The 17,892-nt window shown below is 73.7% G+C and carries 16 protein-coding genes; 5 read left to right on the top strand and 11 right to left on the bottom strand.

What is annotated here, in order from left to right; genetic code table 11:
• Positions 1–31 precede the first annotated feature (31 nt).
• Entirely contained in the window at positions 32–1,231 is a 1,200-nt protein-coding gene (locus CGE01nite_RS03100) for a TIGR04053 family radical SAM/SPASM domain-containing protein (RefSeq protein WP_048341226.1), read from the top strand.
• Between the two features lie 21 nt (positions 1,232–1,252).
• On the opposite strand, the gene efeB is transcribed toward CGE01nite_RS03100, so the two are convergent.
• The 6 genes from efeB to CGE01nite_RS03070 form a co-directional block, all read right to left on the bottom strand.
• The gene (gene efeB, locus CGE01nite_RS03095; protein ID WP_141368920.1) at positions 1,253–2,605 is read right to left on the bottom strand and encodes an iron uptake transporter deferrochelatase/peroxidase subunit; all 1,353 of its coding nucleotides are present in this window, start codon (positions 2,603–2,605) and stop codon (positions 1,253–1,255) included.
• A 1-nt stretch (position 2,606) separates the two neighbouring features.
• Positions 2,607–3,794 carry an iron uptake system protein EfeO gene (gene efeO, locus CGE01nite_RS03090; protein ID WP_141368918.1) on the bottom strand — a complete coding sequence of 396 codons (1,188 nt, stop codon included), beginning with the start codon at positions 3,792–3,794 and terminating at the stop codon, positions 2,607–2,609.
• Positions 3,795–3,826: 32 nt separating this feature from the next.
• Positions 3,827–4,690, bottom strand: coding sequence for an iron uptake transporter permease EfeU (gene efeU, locus CGE01nite_RS03085; RefSeq protein ID WP_048341223.1), 864 nt, complete (start codon positions 4,688–4,690; stop codon positions 3,827–3,829).
• A gap of 81 nt (positions 4,691–4,771) precedes the next feature.
• Positions 4,772–5,368 (bottom strand): NUDIX hydrolase, encoded by a 597-nt coding sequence (locus CGE01nite_RS03080; protein ID WP_141368916.1) that lies wholly within the window; start codon positions 5,366–5,368, stop codon positions 4,772–4,774.
• 50 nt (positions 5,369–5,418) lie between these two features.
• A complete protein-coding gene (locus CGE01nite_RS03075; RefSeq protein WP_229747244.1) occupies positions 5,419–7,227 on the bottom strand; it encodes an acetyl/propionyl/methylcrotonyl-CoA carboxylase subunit alpha in 1,809 nt (602 codons plus the stop codon).
• A 364-nt stretch (positions 7,228–7,591) separates the two neighbouring features.
• On the bottom strand, positions 7,592–8,290 hold the full coding sequence (locus tag CGE01nite_RS03070) for a Maf family protein (RefSeq protein WP_141368914.1): 699 nt from the start codon (positions 8,288–8,290) through the stop codon (positions 7,592–7,594).
• A 191-nt stretch (positions 8,291–8,481) separates the two neighbouring features.
• On the opposite strand from CGE01nite_RS03070, the gene CGE01nite_RS03065 reads away from it, so the two are divergent.
• On the top strand, positions 8,482–9,162 hold the full coding sequence (locus CGE01nite_RS03065; protein ID WP_082156100.1) for a vitamin K epoxide reductase family protein: 681 nt from the start codon (positions 8,482–8,484) through the stop codon (positions 9,160–9,162).
• Between the two features lie 57 nt (positions 9,163–9,219).
• Here CGE01nite_RS03065 and CGE01nite_RS03060 read toward each other — a convergent pair whose 3' ends face one another.
• From CGE01nite_RS03060 to CGE01nite_RS03045, 4 genes are all read right to left on the bottom strand, one after another.
• The gene (locus CGE01nite_RS03060; RefSeq protein WP_141368910.1) at positions 9,220–10,896 is read right to left on the bottom strand and encodes a DUF885 domain-containing protein; all 1,677 of its coding nucleotides are present in this window, start codon (positions 10,894–10,896) and stop codon (positions 9,220–9,222) included.
• Positions 10,897–11,031: 135 nt separating this feature from the next.
• Positions 11,032–11,244: an acyl-CoA carboxylase subunit epsilon gene (locus CGE01nite_RS03055; protein WP_048341220.1), complete on the bottom strand. Its 213-nt coding sequence runs from the start codon at positions 11,242–11,244 to the stop codon at positions 11,032–11,034.
• Positions 11,241–11,807: a hypothetical protein gene (locus tag CGE01nite_RS03050; RefSeq protein WP_141368908.1), complete on the bottom strand. Its 567-nt coding sequence runs from the start codon at positions 11,805–11,807 to the stop codon at positions 11,241–11,243. The genes CGE01nite_RS03055 and CGE01nite_RS03050 overlap by 4 nt, the downstream gene beginning before the upstream one ends.
• A 13-nt stretch (positions 11,808–11,820) precedes the next feature.
• On the bottom strand, positions 11,821–13,509 hold the full coding sequence (locus CGE01nite_RS03045; protein ID WP_369796439.1) for an acyl-CoA carboxylase subunit beta: 1,689 nt from the start codon (positions 13,507–13,509) through the stop codon (positions 11,821–11,823).
• Between the two features lie 56 nt (positions 13,510–13,565).
• On the opposite strand from CGE01nite_RS03045, the gene CGE01nite_RS03040 reads away from it, so the two are divergent.
• Together CGE01nite_RS03040 and CGE01nite_RS03035 are read left to right on the top strand one after the other, a co-directional pair.
• Positions 13,566–14,429: a biotin--[acetyl-CoA-carboxylase] ligase gene (locus tag CGE01nite_RS03040; RefSeq protein WP_141368906.1), complete on the top strand. Its 864-nt coding sequence runs from the start codon at positions 13,566–13,568 to the stop codon at positions 14,427–14,429.
• Positions 14,430–14,443: 14 nt separating this feature from the next.
• Positions 14,444–15,601 carry an adenylate/guanylate cyclase domain-containing protein gene (locus tag CGE01nite_RS03035; protein ID WP_371857564.1) on the top strand — a complete coding sequence of 386 codons (1,158 nt, stop codon included), beginning with the start codon at positions 14,444–14,446 and terminating at the stop codon, positions 15,599–15,601.
• A gap of 42 nt (positions 15,602–15,643) precedes the next feature.
• On the opposite strand, the gene CGE01nite_RS03030 is transcribed toward CGE01nite_RS03035, so the two are convergent.
• Positions 15,644–16,387, bottom strand: coding sequence for an SOS response-associated peptidase (locus CGE01nite_RS03030; protein WP_141368904.1), 744 nt, complete (start codon positions 16,385–16,387; stop codon positions 15,644–15,646).
• 239 nt (positions 16,388–16,626) lie between these two features.
• Here CGE01nite_RS03030 and CGE01nite_RS03025 point away from each other — a divergent pair, with 239 nt between their 5' ends.
• Entirely contained in the window at positions 16,627–17,889 is a 1,263-nt protein-coding gene (locus CGE01nite_RS03025) for a multidrug effflux MFS transporter (protein WP_369796437.1), read from the top strand.
• The last annotated feature ends 3 nt before the right edge of the window (positions 17,890–17,892 follow it).

Raw genomic sequence — 17,892 nt, 5'->3', positions numbered from 1 at the left:
TCCCGGGCCGCGGCGCCCCGCGGGGTGCAGCATGCCCACCATGCGCCCGCACGGACCCGTCGTCCGCACCGTCCGCCACGACCCGGCCGACCGGCCGCTGCTCGTGATCTGGGAGGCGACGCGCGCGTGCGCGCTGTCGTGCGTGCACTGCCGCGCCGAGGCCGCACCCCGGCGCGACCCGCGCGAGCTCGACACCGACGAGGCGACCGAGCTCATGCGCCAGGTCGCGTCGTTCGGCCGGCCCGCGCCGATCTTCGTCATCACCGGGGGCGACTGCTTCGAGCGCGAGGACCTGACTGAGCTGGTCCGCCGCGGTCGCGCGCTGGGGCTCGCGGTCGCGGTCTCGCCGTCCGGCACCGACAAGCTCGACCGTGCGGCACTCGTCGCGCTGCAGGACGCCGGGGTGACCGCGATGTCGCTCTCGCTCGACGGCGCGACCGCCGCGGTGCACGACGGCTTCCGTCGCGTCCCGGGTACGTTCGACCGGACGGTCGAGGCGTGGGCGGTGGCGCGCGAGCTCGGGATGAAGGTGCAGGTCAACTCGACCATGTCGAGCCGGACCGTGCACGAGCTGCCGGACCTCGCCGCCCTGGTGCGGGCGCAGGGCGCGATGACGTGGAGCGCGTTCATGCTGGTCCCGATGGGCCGCGGCGTGGACCTCGGCGCGCTCAGCGCGCAGCAGGCCGAGGACGTCATGAACTACCTGTACGACCTGGGCCCGCACGTCCCGGTCAAGACGACCGAGGGCCACCACTTCCGCCGCGTCGCGCTGCAGCGCGCGGTGCTCGCGGACCGCGGTGTCGACCACGTGGCCGCCCTCGGTCTCGGCGACCTGTACGCCGAGCTGACGGAGCGCACCGCGGCGTTCGGGTGGGGTGACGGTGAGCGCACCCGTCGGCCGCCGCTCAACGTCAACGCGGGGTACGGGTTCGTGTTCGTCTCGCACGTCGGGACCGTGCACCCGTCGGGCTTCCTCCCGGTCGCCGCCGGGGACGTGCGCGAGCAGACCCTGCCCGACATCTACCGGTCGTCGCCGCTGTTCACCGGGCTGCGCGACTCGTCGCGCCTGACGGGGCGGTGCGGCACGTGCGAGTTCGCGCGCGTGTGCGGCGGCTCGCGCTCGCGGGCGTACGCCGCGACGGGCGACGCGTTCGCCGCGGACCCGCTGTGCGCCTACGAGCCCGGCTCGTTCCCGTACCCGCAGGACGTGGCGGCGCTGCTCGCGTCGTGAGTGCCGTGACCGCCGTGACGGTCAGGCGAACAGCGCCTGGCCGACGAACGGGCTCGCGCTCGTCGTGATCGGCGTGCCGTCCTCGCCGACGACGAGCGAGCCGTCGGGCAGCCCGGGCGGAACCGCGAACAGGCCCGAGCCCGTGTGCTGCAGGTACTCCATGAGGCCGTCGTCGCGCGAGAGCGTGTTCTGCATCGGGATGTAGTGCGTGCGCGGGTCGGTGACGAACGCGAGGAAGAACAGGCCCGCGTCGAGCCGGCCGAGCGCGTCGTTCCCGTCGGTGAAGTTGTAGCCGCGGCGCAGCATCCGCACGCCGCCGTTGTGCGTCGGGTGAGCGAGCCGCACGTGGCTGTTCATGGCGACGAGCGGCTGGTCGTCGCGTCCGGTCACCGCGAAGTCCGGCTCGGTGAACTCGGTCCCGCCCGACAACGGCGCGCCCTCACCCTTGGTCCGCCCGACGAGCGCCTCCTGCTCGCGCAGCGACGTGCGGTCCCACGTCTCGATCGTCATGCGGATGCGCCGTGCGACGAGGTACGACCCGCCCGTGAGCCACGCCGAGTCGCGGCTGTCCGCGGCGGCCGCCGCAGCCGGGACCCAGACGTGCTCGGCCACGTGCGCGGGGTCCTCGGCCTTGAGGTTGGCGGTGCCGTCCTTGAAGCCGAACAGGTTGCGCGGCGTGCGCTGCGCGGTCGACGTCGACGACGTGCGCCCGTAGCCGAGCTGCGTCCAGCGGATCGTCGCGGCGCCGAACGCCGCGCGCGACAGGTTGCGGATCGCGTGCACCGCGACCTGCGGGTCGTCCGCGCACGCCTGGACCACGAGGTCGCCGTCGCACCGCGCCGGGTCCAGGTTGTCGGCGGGGAAGTGGGGGAGCTCGACGAGCGCGTCGGGTAGCCGGTCGGCGAGCCCGAACCGGTCGGTGCCGTCGGGCGTGACGAACAGGGACCGGCCGAAGCCGAACGTGATCGTCAGTCCCGCGGGGGGCAGGTCGGCGACCTCGCCCGTGTCGTCCGGCGGCGCGTCGTAGGGCCCCGACGACGGGCCGTACGAGCCCGCCGCGAGGCCCTGCGTGAGCCGCGCGGCGATCGTCGTCCAGCGCTGCAGCAGCGCGACGAGGTCGTCGCGGTCGTTCGTCGTGACGTCGAACGCCGCGAGGTAGAGCCGGTCCTGCGCGGGCGTGACGATGCCGGCCTGGTGCTCGCCGGTGAACGCGAACGTGCCGGGTGTGGCGGCCCCCGCTGAGGCCTCGCCGGTGGTCGCGCGGCCCAGCCCGAAGCCCGCGGCGCCGACGGCCGCGGCGCCGAGCAGCCCGCCGCCGAGCAGCGCGCGGCGCGAGATGCCGCGCGGCTCGGCCGCGGAGGTCTCCTCGGTCACGTCAGGCGCCCGTGACGACCGCGGTGAGCTCGGAGAGCGGCTCCGAGAGCGCGTCGACGGCGGTCGAGAGCGCCTTGACCTCCTGCTCGGTGAGCTCGTCGTACGGCGTGAAGCCGGCCTCGACCGAGCCCTGCTCGGCGAGCAGCGCGTCGAGCGCGGCGAACCGCTCGAGGAGCGTGGCCGCGAGGTCGGGGTCCTGCGCCTCGACCACGTCGGCGAGGACCTCGTACGCGACGCGCGCGCCGTCGACGTTGGCCTGGAAGTCCCACAGGTCGGTGTGCGACCAGATCTCCTCCTCGCCCGTGACCTTGCCCGTCGCGACCTCGTCGAGCAGCTCCTTGGCGCCGTTGGAGATCTGGAACGCCTCGAACGTGAAGTCCGGGTCGTTGACCTGGTCGACGAGGTCCTGCGTCCAGCCGACGAGGTCGTCGGCGGCCTTGGTGCGCTCGGCGTCGGTGAGCGGGACGTACTCCTGGCCGCCGTTGTCGGCCGCGAGCGGGGGCCACAGGTCCTTCTCGAGGTAGTGCCACCCGCTCCAGGTCTGGCCGTCCTCGAGGTCGGCCTCACGCGCGTCGGTCAGCGGGTCGAGGTCGCCGAACGACTCCGCGACGGGCTCGACCCGCTCCCAGTGCACGCGTGTCGCGGCGTACAGCGCGCGCGCCTGCTCGTCGTCGCCGGCCTTGTACGCGGCGGCGAACTCCTGCGTGCCCGCGATCAGCGCGCCCACCTGGTCCTTCACGTACGCGACGTACTGCGCCTCGGCGGTCGTCAGCTGCTCGGCGACGTCGCCCGACGGGCCCACGTCGTCGCCCGAGTCCGTCACGGTGAACTGCGCGCGGATGCCGTCGCCGACCATGCCGGGCTTGCACGCCGTGAAGTACGTGCCGGGCCGCACCTGCACGACGAGGTCGCGCGTGATGCCCGGGCCGATGTTCTCGACCTCGGACACCACGCGCAGGCCGTCCTCACCGAGCAGGTAGAACTCGGTGACGTCCGACCCGTCGTTGGTGACCTGGAACGTCAGCGTCCCGGACTCGGCCGTGGCCGACGAGACCGTGCACGCGTCGGCCGTGCTGCTCACCGTGAGCGCTGCGGTGGACGCACCCGCGGCGGGGTCGTTGTCGACGCAGGCGGCGAGCGGAAGGACCAGGGCGGCGAGCGCGAGCGCGCCGACGGTGGTGCGGGACATGGATCTCCTCAGGTGCGGCGGGTCGCGGCGCGTCAGGCCGCGACGCGGGCCGTCGTGGACGCAGCGGTGGGACGAGCAGCGGCTGCGGGGCGGTGGCCCCACGTGGTGCGGATGAACAGCGTGAGGACGACCGCGACGTAGCTGGTCCAGGCGACGAGCTGCAGCCACGTGGTCGCGGGCGTGAAGTTGAAGACGCCCTTGAGCAGCGTCCCGTACCAGGACGAGGGCGGGACGGTCGCGGAGACGTCGAACGCGAGCCGGTCGAGGCCCGGCAGGATCGCGGCCTCCTGCAGGTCGTGCACGCCATAGGACAGCACGCCCGCCGCGACGAGGATGAGGAACAGGCCCGTCCACGCGAAGAACCGGCGCAGGTCGAGCCGGACCGCGCCGCGGTACATCAGCCACGCGATCGCGACCGCGACCGCGATGCCGAGCGCGGCGCCGACGAGGGGGGCCGCGCTGCCCGAGGACGTCGCCTGCGCGCCGGCCCACAGGAACAGCGCGGTCTCGAGGCCCTCGCGGCCCACCGCGAGCAGCGCCATGACGACGACCGCGCCCTTGCCGGCCGCGATCGCGTCGTCGAGCCGGTGCTGCAGGTCCGCCTTGAGGTGGCGGGCCGTCTTGGCCATCCAGAAGATCATCCAGGTGATGAGCCCGACCGCGACGATCGACAGCGACCCGCCGATCGCCTCCTGCGCCTCGAACGAGAGCCCCTGGGGCCCGAACGTCAGCAGCGCCCCGAACAGCAGCGACGCGCCGACGGCGACCGCGACCCCGGACCACAGGGCCGGGAGCAGGTCGCGCCTACCGGTCCGGACGAGGTAGGCGACGAGGATGCTCACGACGAGCGCGGCCTCGAGGCCCTCGCGCAGACCGATGAGGAAGTTGGCGACCATGGGGGACCGTTCAGGAGCGACGTCCGTGCCGGGTGCCCGGTACGGGGGTGAGGCAAGGCTTCCCTCACACGTCGGGCGACGCTACTCCTCGGATCGCCCGTGCGGGAGTGGGTGACCACCCTGCGTCGTGTGTCGCGCATCACCTCGGACGGTGGCGGCGCCGGGACCAGGGACGTCGCTCGTGGCAGGTCGGTCGTCGAGCGCGGCGCGCAGCGCGGGCCACGCCTCCGCGAACGCCGGCAGGAGGTCGAGCGCCGCGACGTCCGCGACCGGGACCCAGGCGATCTCGAGGGACTCGGCGTCCGTCGCGCGCGCGTCGAACGCGTGGACCTCGTCGGCCAGGACCGTCGTGTACGACCAGTTCGGGTGGGTCAGGACGCGCGTCGCGAACGGGCGGACGGCGTCGGCCGGGACCCCGGCCTCCTCGCCGGCCTCACGCAGCGCGGCGGCGGTCGCGTCCTCGTCCGGGTGCCGGGCTCCACCAGGGATGCCCCACGTCCCGCCGTGGTGGCTCCACGGCGCGCGGTGCTGCAGCAGGACGTGCGTGGCGGCGCCGCCCGGCGTGCGTCGCGCGACCAGCAGCCCTGCGGCGCCGTGCAGCCCCCAGTGCCGTGAGCCGCACGCGCACTGCACCCAGCCGTCGCCCGGCGCGGGCGCGTGACGAGGCGGTTCAGTCACCGTGCGGCTCGGGCGCGTGCGGCTCGGTCATGAGTCGGTGGCTCCGTCGGTCAGTCGACGATCTCGCAGATCGCGGTCCCGGCGCTCACGCTCGCCCCCACGCCGGCGGCCAGGCCAGTCACGGTCCCCGCGCGGTGGGCGACCAGCGGCTGCTCCATCTTCATGGCCTCGAGCACGACGACGAGGTCACCCTCGGCGACCGTCGCGCCGTCGGCCACGGCGACCTTGACGATCGTGCCCTGCATCGGCGAGGTGAGCGTGGTGCCGTTGGCCGACGCCTTGGGCGCGCTGGTGCGTCGCGCGGGGCGGCGGGGCGCACCGGCCGACCGGGCGCCGGCGGCCCGGCCGAGCGCGAGCGCCGCGGGCAGGACGACCTCGAGCCGCTTGCCGCCGACCTCGACGACGACGCGCTCCAGGACGGGTGCCTCGTCGGCCTCCTCGACCGATGCCGCGGCGGGGGCCTTGCCGAGCGTGGCGAGGGTGTCCGCGAACTGCGTCTCGATCCAGCGCGTGTGGACCGTGAACGGCGTCTCGGGATCGGCCGGCGCGAACGCCTCGTCTTCGAGCACCGCGCGGTGGAACGGCACGACCGTGGGGATGCCCACGACCTCCAGCTCGGCGAGTGCGCGCTTGGCGCGCGCGATCGCCTGCTGCCGGTCCGCCCCCGTCACGACGAGCTTCGCGATCATCGAGTCGAACGCGCCCGAGACGGTGTCGCCCTCCACGACGCCCGAGTCGACCCGCACGCCGGGGCCGGACGGGAAGCGCAGCGTGGAGATGCGCCCGGGGGCGGGCAGGAAGTTCGCGGCGGGGTCCTCGCCGTTGATGCGGAACTCGAGCGAGTGCCCGCGCGTGACGACCTCGTCGTACCCGAGCGGCTCACCCGCCGCGATCCGCAGCTGCTCGCGCACGAGGTCGATCCCGGAGATCTCCTCCGTGACCGGGTGCTCGACCTGCAGCCGCGTGTTGACCTCGAGGAACGAGACCGTGCCGTCGGCGCCGACCAGGAACTCGCACGTCCCGGCGCCCTGGTAGTGGGCCTCGCGCAGGATCGCCTTGCTCGACTCGACGAGCTGCGTGCGCTGCGCCTCGGTGAGGAACGGCGCGGGCGCCTCCTCGACGAGCTTCTGGTGGCGGCGCTGCAGCGAGCAGTCACGCGTGCTGACGACGACGACCGTGCCGTACGCGTCCGCGAGGCACTGGGTCTCGACGTGGCGGGGCTTGTCCAGGTACCGCTCGACGAAGCACTCGCCGCGGCCGAACGCCGCGACGGCCTCGCGCACCGCGGACTCGTACATCTCGTCGATCTCGTCGGACGTGCGCGCCACCTTCAACCCGCGCCCGCCGCCACCGAACGCAGCCTTGATCGCGATCGGCAGGCCGTGCTCCGCGACGAACGCGTGGATCTCGTCGGCGCCCGAGACCGGGTCGGGCGTACCCGCGACGAGGGGCGCGCCCGCACGCTGCGCGATGTGCCGCGCGCTGACCTTGTCGCCGAGCGCCTCGATCGCGTCCGGCGACGGGCCGATCCACGTGAGCCCCGCGCCGATCACCGCACGCGCGAAGTCGGCGTTCTCCGCGAGGAAGCCGTAGCCGGGGTGCACCGAGTCGGCGCCGGAGCGGGCCGCGACGTCGAGCAGCTTGTCGATCGAGAGGTAGGTGTCCGCCGCGCGGGCCCCGTCGAGCGCGTACGCCTCGTCGGCGAGCGTGACGTGCAGCGCGGTGCGGTCCTGGTCGGCGTACACGGCGACCGACGCGACACCGGCGTCGCGGCACGCACGGACGATGCGGACGGCGATCTCGCCGCGGTTGGCGACGAGGACCTTGCGCAGGCCGGAGGGAGGCAGGCTGGAGGGCACGGCTCACCGTAACGCCCCGACCGCGACCCGGACCTCGTCGTCGCCGCACGCGGGACAAGATTGGCGAACCGCCCCACCGCGACGGCCCCCCGTTTGTAGGAACCCGACGAGGCAGCGCGCCCACTCCGGTCCCACCCGCACGCTCGCTGCACGATCCCCACAACCACACCAGCTCTGTGGCCCCACCGCCACCCCCGCCCAGCCGCAGCCCGCCAACCCCGACCCCCGCGACCCAGCGCCTGCTCCGGCTCTCCGCGGCTGAGGCCGGAGTGATCGCTGGGTGGCCGTGGGGGTCGTCCGCGACCCAGGGTCTGCTCCGGCCGATCGCGGGTGAGCCCGGAGCAGGTGCTGGGTTGGTGGAGGGTCAGGCGTTCCAGAGGGTGTGGAGGGGGAGGTCGATCTGGGCCAGGAGGGTGCGCAGCAGCGGGAGCGAGAGGCCGACGACGCCGTGGTGGTCGCCCTCGATGCGCTCGACGAACGGCCCGCCGAGACCGTCGATCGTGAACGCCCCGGCGACCGCGAGCGGCTCGCGGGTCGCCACATAGGCCGCGATCTCGTCGTCGCTCAGGTCCGCGAAGTGCACGACGGTCGACGACGTGTCGCCCAGCACGGCGCCGCGGCCGGCGCCCAGCATCCCGGGCCGGGGCGCGGGTGCGCTCTCGTCGGGCTGGCGCAGGTCGACGAGCCAGTGGCCCGTGTGCAGCGTGCCCGCGCGTCCGCGCATGGCCCGCCAGCGGTCGGTCGCGTCGGCCTCGTCGCGCGGCTTGCCCAGGATCTCGCCGTCGAGCTCGAGCATCGAGTCGCAGCCCAGCACGACGAGGTCGTCGGCCTCGGCGAGCTCGTCGGGCAGGTGCGCGGCCACGTCGTGCGCCTTGGCCTGTGCGAGCACCAGCACCGCGTCCACGGGGTCGAGCACGCCCTGCGGCCCCGCGAACCGCTCGCGCGCGGCGGCGAGCGCCGCGTCCTCGTCGACCGACGACGTCGCGACGAGCGGCTCGATCCCCGCCGCGCGCAGGGTGGCCCGACGAGCGGGCGAGGCAGAGGCGAGCAGCAACCGGGTCACGCCCGCGAGCGTAACGGCGGGCGCTCCGTCGACGGGCCGGCACCGGGTGCGCAAGCGGGACGAGGAGGACGATCGTCGTATCGGAGGCACAGGATCGTGAGCCACAATGGCGTGGCGCTGCGGCGCGGGCAGGGCGCATGCGGGCAGGGCGCATGGCGGTCGAGTCGTGGCGGACGCCTCAAGGAGGGCACGTGAGCAAGCAGCACCCGGTCGCCGAGCTGGACGACGACCTCGACCTGGACGACGTCGTCCTCGACGAGGACCCCGACCTGCTCGGCCCGCCCGACCCGGCCTGGCGTCGCCGCACCGCGATCGAGATGGTGATCTCCGGGCTCCTGGGCCTGTTCGCGTCGTTCGTCCTGTCGATCGAGGCGCTCACGCTCGCGGCCGACAAGAACGCGTCGGCCAGCTGTGACCTCAACGAGGTGATCAGCTGCAGCACGGTCGCGAAGCACTGGGCCGCGAGCCTGTTCGGGTTCCCCAACGCGTACCTCGGGATCGCCGCGGAGTCGGTCGTCCTGACCGTCGCGGTCGCGCTGGTCGGCGGCGTCGTGTTCCCGCGCTGGTTCATGCAGGTCGCGCAGGTCATCTACACGCTCGGCCTGGTCTTCGCGTGGTGGCTGTTCGGCATGGCGTACTTCGTGATCGGCGCGCTGTGCCCCTGGTGCCTGCTCATCACCGTGACGACGACGCTCGTCTGGGTGGGCCTGACCCGGATCAACGTCCGTGAACGCAACGTCTCGCTGCCGGGCCGCGCGGGCCCGTGGGGGCGCCGGTTCGTCCAGGGTGGCAACGACTGGTTCGTGACGATCGCGCTCCTCGTCGTGCTCGCCGGCCTGGTGATGGTCAAGTACGGCTACACGCTGTTCTGAGCCCACTCACGACGAAGGCCCGGCCCCGTGGGGGACCGGGCCTTCGTCGTAGGCGGGTCAGAACGCGAGCTTGAGCACGTCCAGGGGGAGCGAGCCCAGGTTGAGGGCCTTGGCGTGGAACGCGCGCAGGTCGAACGCGTCGCCCTGGGCGGCGCGGGCCGCGTCACGCGTCTGCTCCCACAGACGCTGGCCGACCTTGTAGGACGGCGCCTGCCCGGGCCAGCCCAGGTAGCGCATCCACTCGAACTTCACGAACGACTCGGGCATGTTCACGTTGGCGAGCAGGAACGCGAGCGCCTTGTCCGCGTCCCAGCGGCCGCCGCCCCACTGCTCGGGCGCCGGCAGGCCCAGGTGCACGCCCAGGTCGAACACGACGCGCGCGGCACGCATGCGCTGGCCGTCGAGCATGCCGAGGCGGTCGCCCGGGTCGTCGAGGAAGCCGAGGTCGGCCATGAGGCGCTCGGCGTACAGCGCCCAGCCCTCGCCGTGGCCCGACGTCCAGCACGCCAGACGGCGCCACGTGTTGAGCTCGGCGCGGTTGTGGACCGCGGCGCCGACCTGCAGGTGGTGCCCGGGGACGCCCTCGTGGTAGACGGTCGTCTTCTCGCGCCAGGTGTTGAACGTCGAGACGTCGGCAGGCACGGACCACCACATGCGGCCGGGACGCGTGAAGTCGTCCGACGGGCCGGTGTAGTAGATGCCGCCGCTCTGCGTCGGGGCGATGCGGCACTCGAGCGTGTGCAGCGGCGTCGGGATGTCGAAGTGCGTGCCGTCGAGCGCGGCGATCGCGGCGTCCGACGTCTCCTGCATCCAGCGACGCAGGTCGTCGGTGCCGGTCAGCGTCCGGGCCGGGTCGGCGTCGAGCGCCGCGACGGCCTGCTCGACGGTCGCGCCGGGGCCGGCGATCTGCGCGGCGACGGCCTCCTGCTCGGCGACGACGCGCGCGAGCTCCTCGAGGCCCCACTGGTAGGTCTCGTCGAGGTCGATCGTCGCGCCCAAGAACGCGCGCGAGTACAGCGAGTAGCGGTCGCGTCCCGCGGCGTCCTCGCGGGGCGCCTGCGGCGCCAGCTCGTCGCGCAGGAACTCGGCCAGGCGCCCGTAGGCCTCGCGGGCCCCGGCGGCGCCGCGCTCGAGCTCGGCGCGGACGAGAGCGCACGACGACGAGTCGTCGAGCGCCGCGGCGGCGGCCTCGCCGTGCACGAACGAGGTGAAGAACGAGTCGGCGGCCGCGAGCTCGGCCGCCTGGTCGGCGCCCTCGGCGACCTGACGCGCGGCGGGGACCAGGCCGCGCGCGGCGCCCGCGCGCAGCGACTCGACGTAGCCGTCGATCGTCGCGGGCAGGGCAGTCAGGCGCGACGCGATGTTCTCCCACGCCTCGATGTCGCCCGTCGGCATGATGTCGAACACGTCGCGCAGTCCCTGCACCGGCGACGCGATGTTGTTCAGGTCGCGCAGGTGCTCGCCCGCGTCGTGCAGCTCGACGTACAGGCCCAGGCGCTCGCGCATCGCGGCGAGCGTGATGCGGTCGACGTCGTCCGCGGGCTCGAGCGCGTCGAGCGCGCGCAGCGTCGCGCGCGTGTGGGCGTCCCGCTCGTCGTGGCCGGCGGGGGACAGGTCGGTCATCTCGTGGTCGTGGCCGGGCAGGCCCATCTCGGTCGCGGCGAGCGGATCGAGAGCGGCGAGGGTGGCGACGTACTTCTCGGCGACGGCGTCGACGGCTGTGGTTTCACGCATGCGCTCGACCCTACTGCTCAGTAGCCCGCCGCAACCACGGAGAAACTTGCGCGGCGGACCCAACCAAACGGGCCGCTCGGACGTCTAGGAGATGACAGGTCGCGCGCGTGCGGCGCGCAGGGGGCGCCGCACGCGTCAACCCCGCAGGCTCCAGCGCCAGGAGTCCGGTCCCGGAGGGGGGCCCGGCTCCGGGCGGAGCTGGCGGCGCCGGTCCGACCACGCCGACGAGTGCGTCTGGTGGTCGGCCGGTGCCGCGGTCGCGGCGGCCATCAGTCCCGCGACGAGCGCGGCGAGCTCGACGTCGTCGGGCGCGCCGCGCACCACCTGGAGCTGGGTGTCGTCGCTCACTCGTCGTCCTCGTCGTCGTCCTCGTCGCCCAGGACGACGTGCGCGCCGCGCGCGACACCCCACTCGACCACCGAGAAGCCCGCCTCGACGAGCGTCTGGGTGATGTCCGCGGCGCCTGCCTCGACCACGTCGAGCGCGGAGTCGAGCGTGCGGTCGCCCGCGGCCGGGGTGCGCACCACGACGAGTCCGACGTGGAACGCGTCGCTCTCCTCGTCGTCGCCGAGGGTGTCCTCGTCGTCCTCGTCGTCGTCCTGCCAGGTCATGCCCGTGAGGTCGCTGTGCATGCCGAGCCGGTCGTGGATGGCGTCGTACAGGCCGGCGTTGAGGGTGCCCACGCGCGCCTCGAGCGCCAGGATGCGGGGGTCCTCGTCGGCCTCGGACGAGCCGAACTCGGCGCGCACCCCGATCGCCGTGTCGACGTACGCGTGCAGGGTCGCGGCGAGCGCGTCGACCGCGGCGTGCAGGCCGGCGGGGTCGACGGCGGTGAGCGGCGCCGACCCGTGCGACGCCGAGTCGTGCCCGTGGTCGTCGTGCTCGTGCTGGTCGTCGTGCTCGTGCGTCATCGTGGGTCCTGTCCTAGAGCGGGATGTTGCCGTGCTTCTTGGGCGGCAGGCTCGCACGCTTGGTGCGCAGCAGCCGCAGAGCCTTGGTGATCTCGGCGCGGGTCGCCGACGGCTCGATCACGGCGTCGACGTACCCCCGGTCCGCAGCGTCCCACGGGTTGACGATCGCGTCCTCGTACTCGCTCGTGAGCCGCTTGCGCTCGGCTTCGACGTCGCCTCCCTCGTCGGCGACCTTCTTCAGCGCGCCGCGCTGCAGGATGTTGACCGCACCGCTCGCGCCCATGACCGCGATCTGCGCGGTCGGCCACGCGAGGTTCACGTCGGCGCCCAGCTGCTTGGAGCCCATGACGATGTACGCGCCGCCGTACGCCTTGCGGGTGATGACGGTGACGAGCGGGACGGTCGCCTCGGCGTACGCGAAGATCAGCTTCGCGCCGCGGCGGATGATGCCGTTCCACTCCTGGTCGGTCCCGGGCAGGAAGCCGGGGACGTCGACGAACGTGAGCACCGGGAGGTTGAACGCGTCGCACGTGCGCACGAACCGTGCGGCCTTCTCGGCCGCGTTGATGTCGAGCGTGCCGGCCATCTGCTGCGGCTGGTTCGCGACGATGCCGACGGGATGACCCTCGACGTGCCCGAACCCGATGAGGACGTTGCCCGCGTACAACGGCTGCACTTCGAGAAGTACGCCGTCGTCGAGCACCGCCTCGACGACCGTGCGCATGTCGTACGGCTGGTTGTCCGAGTCCGGGACGAGGGTGTCGAGCGCGAGGTCGTGCTCGCCCGGCGCCAGGTCCGTCTCGTGCGGGTAGAGCGGCGGGTCCGTGAGGTTGTTCTGCGGCAGGTACGACAGCAGCGAGCGCACGTAGTCGATCGCGTCGTCCTCGTCGGACGCCAGGTAGTGCGCGACGCCCGAGCGCGTGTTGTGCGTGGTCGCGCCGCCGAGCTCCTCGAAGCCCACGTCCTCACCCGTGACCGTGCGGATGACGTCCGGGCCGGTGATGAACATGTTCGACGTGCCGTCGGCCATGATGATGAAGTCGGTCAGCGCGGGCGAGTACACCGCGCCGCCCGCCGACGGGCCCAGGATCAGGCTGATCTGCGGGATGACCCCGCTCGCGGCCACGTTCCGGCGAAAGATCTCCGCGAACTGCGTGAGGCCCGCGACACCCTCCTGGATGCGCGCGCCACCGCCGTCGCTGATCCCGATCAGTGGGACGCCCGTGCGCAGCGCGAGGTCCATGACCTTGGTGATCTTCTGGCCGTGCACCTCGCCGAGGCTCCCGCCGAAGACCGTGAAGTCCTGCGAGTACACCGCGACCGGGCGGCCGTCGACCGTGCCGTGCCCGACGACGACGCCGTCCCCGGGCAGGCGCTTCTTGTCGAGGCCGAAGTTCGTCGACCGGTGACGCACGAACGCGTCGATCTCGGTGAACGAGCCCGGGTCGAGGAGCTGGTCGATGCGCTCGCGGGCCGTCTTCTTGCCCCGTGCGTGCTGCTTGTCGACGGCGGTCGACTCGGCGGCACGCTGCGCGGCGTGGCGGTCGGCGAGGTCGGCGAGCTTGCCGGCGGTGGTGCGGGGGGGCTCCCGGGTCGCGTCCTGGGCGGCTTCGGTCTGCGTCACCCGACCGAGGCTAGTTGTCGAAAGGCTCCAGGCGCGTGCGTGGCGCGGACGGGTTTGCGCGCGCCGCGTCGTCGTCATCCCACAACCGACCGCCCGGACGGGTGGCCGCGCGAGGATGGCGGGAGGATGGCGCCATGACGACCGACGCGCGACCCACGCTCGACCCCGACGAGGTGCGCGGGCTGCTGCAACGGCCCGCGGGGCCGCTCACGCGCGTCGAGGTCGTGCCGCGGACCGGGTCGACCAACCTCGACGTCACGTGCGACCTGCGTGCCGACGCGACGTCGTGGCCGGACCGCAGCCTGCTGGTGGCCGACCACCAGGCCTCGGGGCGCGGCCGACGGGACCGGGTCTGGGAGACACCGCCCGGGACCGCGGTGACCTGCTCGTTCGTCGTCCGGCTGCGCATGCCCCCCGAGCTCTACGGCTGGCTGCCGCTGCTCGCCGGGCTCGGCGCCGTGACCGCCGTGCGCGCGACCGCGGGCGTGGCGGCCACGCTCAAGTGGCCCAACGACGTGCTCGTCCCCGCGACGACCCCCGTCGACGGCTGGGGGCCGTACCGCAAGGTCGGCGGGATCCTCACCGAGCTCGTGACGCTCGCTGACGGGAGCACCGCCGCCGTCGTCGGGATCGGTCTCAACGTGCTGCAGACCGTCGACGAGCTCCCCGTGCCGTCGGCGGGCTCGCTCGAGCTCGCGGGGGCGCGGCACGTGGACCGGCTCGGGCTGCTCGTCGGGCTCGTGGAGGCGCTCGAGGCGATCGAGACGCGCTGGGACCAGGCGGGCGGGTCCGCACGGGAGTCCGGCCTGGCCGACGAGGTCGCCGCGGTGACCTCGACGCTCGGGACGCAGGTCGCCGTCGACCTGCCGGGCGGCACGGTCCTCACCGGGGTCGCCGAACGCCTGGACGACGACGGCGCGCTCGTCGTGCGGCCCGCCGCGGGCGACCCCGTTCGGGTGCTCGCCGGTGACGTGCGTCACCTGCGCACCACCCCGTGAACTACCCTCGACCCGTGCCCGACCCCCTCGACGACGTCCCTCTCGACGACGAATCCGGCGGCGACGCGTCCGGCGACGACGTGCCGGGCGACGACGCGACCGCGCGGCACCCCGTGCTCGAGACCACGGTCGAGGAGATCGACTCCACCCTGCTCGGCGGTGGCCGCACGCACAGCGCGCGCGAGCTCGCCGAGCGCGCCGGGATCGGGCTCGACTTCGTCACCATGTTCTGGACGACGCTCGGCCTGCCGCACGCGGACCCCGACGACCAGTACTTCTCCGAGAACGACGCCGACGCTGTCGAGCGCGCCGCGTCGCTCGTGCGGGACCACGGGCTCGACCTCACCACCGTGATCACCCTGACCCGCGCCCTGGGGCACACGTCGGACCGCCTCGCGCTGTGGCAGGTCGAGGCGCTCGTCGAGGACATGGCCTCGCGCTACGAGCTCGACGACGCGACCGCGCGCCTGCTCGTCCTGGACCGGCTCGCGGATCTCGCCCCCGTGCTCGAGGCCCAGCTGGTGCACTCCTACCGTCGTCAGCTCGCCGCGATCGCCGGCCGCTACGCGGCCGAGTTCGGCGAGATCGGCCGGACCGGTGAGGAACCCGGTGCGCTGCCGCTCGCGCGTGCCGTGGGGTTCGCCGACATGGTCTCGTTCACGCGGCGCACCGCCGGGCTCGGGTCGACCGACCTGTCGCACTTCGTGCAGCGCTTCGAGGCCGCCGCGCGTGACGTCGTGACCGCCGGCGGTGGCCGGGTCGTCAAGACGATCGGCGACGCGGTGCTGTTCGTCGCCGACACCCCGCAGTCGGGTGCGCTGGTGGCCCTCGGGCTCGCCGAGCGGCTCGGTCGCGAGCTCGACGTGACGTCCGCGCAGGGCACCGGCGGCCTGGCCGAGGGCGCACGCGGCGTGACGCCCGTGCGCGTCGGGCTCGTGTGGGGCCGTGTGCTGTCACGGTTCGGGGACGTGTTCGGGCCGTCGGTGAACCTCGCGGCGCGCCTGACCGACATCGCGGACCCGTCGAGCGTGCTGACCGACGTCGCGACGGCCGCGGCGCTGCGCGGCGACCCGCGGTTCTCGCTCGTCGAGCAGCCGCCACGCGAGCTGCAGGGCCTGGGCTCCGTGACCCCGGTCCAGCTCCTCGCCACCCCGCCTGACGTCTATCGCTGATCGGAGACACCCGACCGGCCGTGCGCAGGGCACGCGTCGACCTCAGGTGCTCTCGACGTCCGGCGACGGGTCGGGGACGAGCAGGTCGGGGCCATTGTTGCGGACCGCGTTGACCAGGGGGCGCACTGGCGTGGGTTCGAGCGCGGGAGGGTCGGCGACGAGCAGGTCACGCGCGCCCGCCGCGTCGACGGCGGGGTCCAGCCACACGTCCCACGCGGCGTGCGGGAGCATCACCGGCTGACGGTCGTGGATGAATGCGAGGGGCTCGCTCGCGGGCCGCGTGAGGATCGTGGTCGAGACGAGCCAGCGGTCCGGGTCGTCGTCGGCCTTGCTCGGGTCCCGCCAGAACTCGTAGAGCCCGGCCAGCGCGACGAGTGAGCCGTCGGACGGGTGGATGTAGTACGGCTGCTTGCGGCCCGCGGCGGCGTCCGGGCTGGGCTTGCGCCACTCGTAGTAGCCGTCGGCGGGGATGAGGGCGCGGCGCTGCGCGAACGGGCGTGCGAACGCGGGCTTGTCCGCGACGCTCTCGACGCGCGCGTTGATCATCCGGTTGCCGACCGACGGGTCCTTGGCCCACGACGGCACCAGGCCCCACCGCGCGAGGCGCAGCTGGCGGGTGATCTCGCCGGTCTCGCGGTCGGCGCGCTCGACGACCATGCGCACCCCGTCGGTCGGGGCGACGTTCCACGACGGCGGCAGCAGCCGCACGTCGTCGGCGACGACGGCGACCGCGAACTCGTCGGCCAGGGCCTGGTCCTCCCGGAAGGAGGCGTAGCGACCACACATGCGTCCCACCCTGCCAGGTGGCTCCGACACGGGCTCGCGAGGCCCGCAGGGCCCGGGAACGCGCGCGTCGTGGTCAAGCCGTGGTCATGGGCGACACGCGTTCGGGTCACGAGGTCGAATCGATTCGCGCGGGCGCGGTCGGCGATGTCACCATGGGCGGGCGACAGCCGACGACGGACCGCCGGCGACGGTCGACGGGATGCTCCGGCGGCCCTCCGACCCCGACACCGAGACGCCACGTGACCGACACCGCCCAGCGCACCCAGCCCCCGAGCGTGCCCACCGACGCCGCACCCGCGCGCACCTACCGCCCCGACGCCCGGTACGTGCTGCTGCTGGGCATGATGTGCGCGCTGCCCGCGATCTCCAACGACATCTACCTGCCGTCACTGCCCGAGGTCGCCCGCGACCTGGGCACGTCCGCGACCGCGGCCCAGCTCACCATGAGCGCGATGATGCTGGGCGGTGCGGTCGGCCAGCTCGTCATCGGTCCGCTCTCGGACAGGTTCGGCCGTCGGCTGCCCGTGCTGGTCGGTGTCGCGCTGCACATCGTCACGTCGCTGCTGTGCGCGGTCGTCACGGGCGTCGAGATGCTCATCGCGCTGCGCGTGCTGCAGGGCTTCTTCAACGCGTCCGCCACGGTCGTGGCGATGGCGGTCATCCGCGACCGGTTCGTCGGCGCCGACGCGTCGCGGCTGATCTCGCGGCTCATGCTCGTCATCGGGATCGCGCCGCTGTTCGCACCGTCGGTCGGCGGGCTGATCGCCGGGGAGTTCGGGTGGCGCGCGGTGTTCGTCGCGCTCGGGCTGTTCGGCGCGGCGCTGTGGGTCGTGTGCTGGCGGCGGCTGCCGGAGACGCTCCCCGCGGAGCGTCGTCGCGACGGCGGTCTGCGCGCCGCCCTGCGGGGCTACGGCACGCTGCTGCGCGACCGGCACTTCGTCGCGCTCGCGATCATGCCCGGGCTCGGCAACGCCGTGCTGATGAGCTACGTCGTCGGCTCGCCGTTCGTCCTGCAGGAGGGGTTCGGCCTCACGTCGCACCAGTTCTCGTTGCTGTTCGCGCTCAACGGGATCGGGCTCGTCGCGGGTGCGCAGGTCAACGCCGCGCTCGTGCGGCGGGTCGCACCCATCCGGATCATCCGCGTGGTGCTGCCCGTCTCGCTGGCGCTCACGCTCGGCCTGCTGGGCATCGCGATCACCGGCGTCGGCGGCCTGCCCGTGCTCCTCGTCATGCTGTGGCTCGTCCTGGCGATGGTGAACTTCGCGCCGCCCAACGCGTCCGCGCTCGCGCTCAGCCGGCACGGCGAGATCGCCGGGACCGCCGCGGCCGTCATCGGCGCGACGCAGGCCACGATCTCCGGTGTCGTCTCGCCCTTGTCGGGGCTGCTGGGCGGCGACGCGGTCGCGATGGCCGCGGTCATGGTCGGCGCCGCGGCGGCCGCGCTGCTCGTCCTGGCCCTGGCCACCCCCGCCTACCGCCGCGGCGGCGGCTGGACGGGCTGAGCC

Source organism: Cellulomonas gelida (assembly GCF_006538725.1).
Lineage (GTDB): Bacteria > Actinomycetota > Actinomycetes > Actinomycetales > Cellulomonadaceae > Cellulomonas > Cellulomonas gelida.
Note: the sequence above shows the minus strand (reverse complement) of the source record. Positions and strands in the feature narration are given on the sequence as shown.

Coding starts and splice junctions, on each gene's coding strand:
- CGE01nite_RS03100 (WP_048341226.1), top strand. CDS start 32: ATGCCCACCATGCGCCCGCACGGACCCGTCGTCCGCACCGTCCGCCAC.
- efeO (WP_141368918.1), bottom strand. CDS start 3,794: ATGTCCCGCACCACCGTCGGCGCGCTCGCGCTCGCCGCCCTGGTCCTT.
- efeU (WP_048341223.1), bottom strand. CDS start 4,690: ATGGTCGCCAACTTCCTCATCGGTCTGCGCGAGGGCCTCGAGGCCGCG.
- CGE01nite_RS03060 (WP_141368910.1), bottom strand. CDS start 10,896: ATGCGTGAAACCACAGCCGTCGACGCCGTCGCCGAGAAGTACGTCGCC.
- CGE01nite_RS03050 (WP_141368908.1), bottom strand. CDS start 11,807: ATGACGCACGAGCACGACGACCAGCACGAGCACGACGACCACGGGCAC.
- CGE01nite_RS03045 (WP_369796439.1), bottom strand. CDS start 13,509: ATGACGACGACGCGGCGCGCGCAAACCCGTCCGCGCCACGCACGCGCC.
- CGE01nite_RS03040 (WP_141368906.1), top strand. CDS start 13,566: ATGACGACCGACGCGCGACCCACGCTCGACCCCGACGAGGTGCGCGGG.
- CGE01nite_RS03030 (WP_141368904.1), bottom strand. CDS start 16,387: ATGTGTGGTCGCTACGCCTCCTTCCGGGAGGACCAGGCCCTGGCCGAC.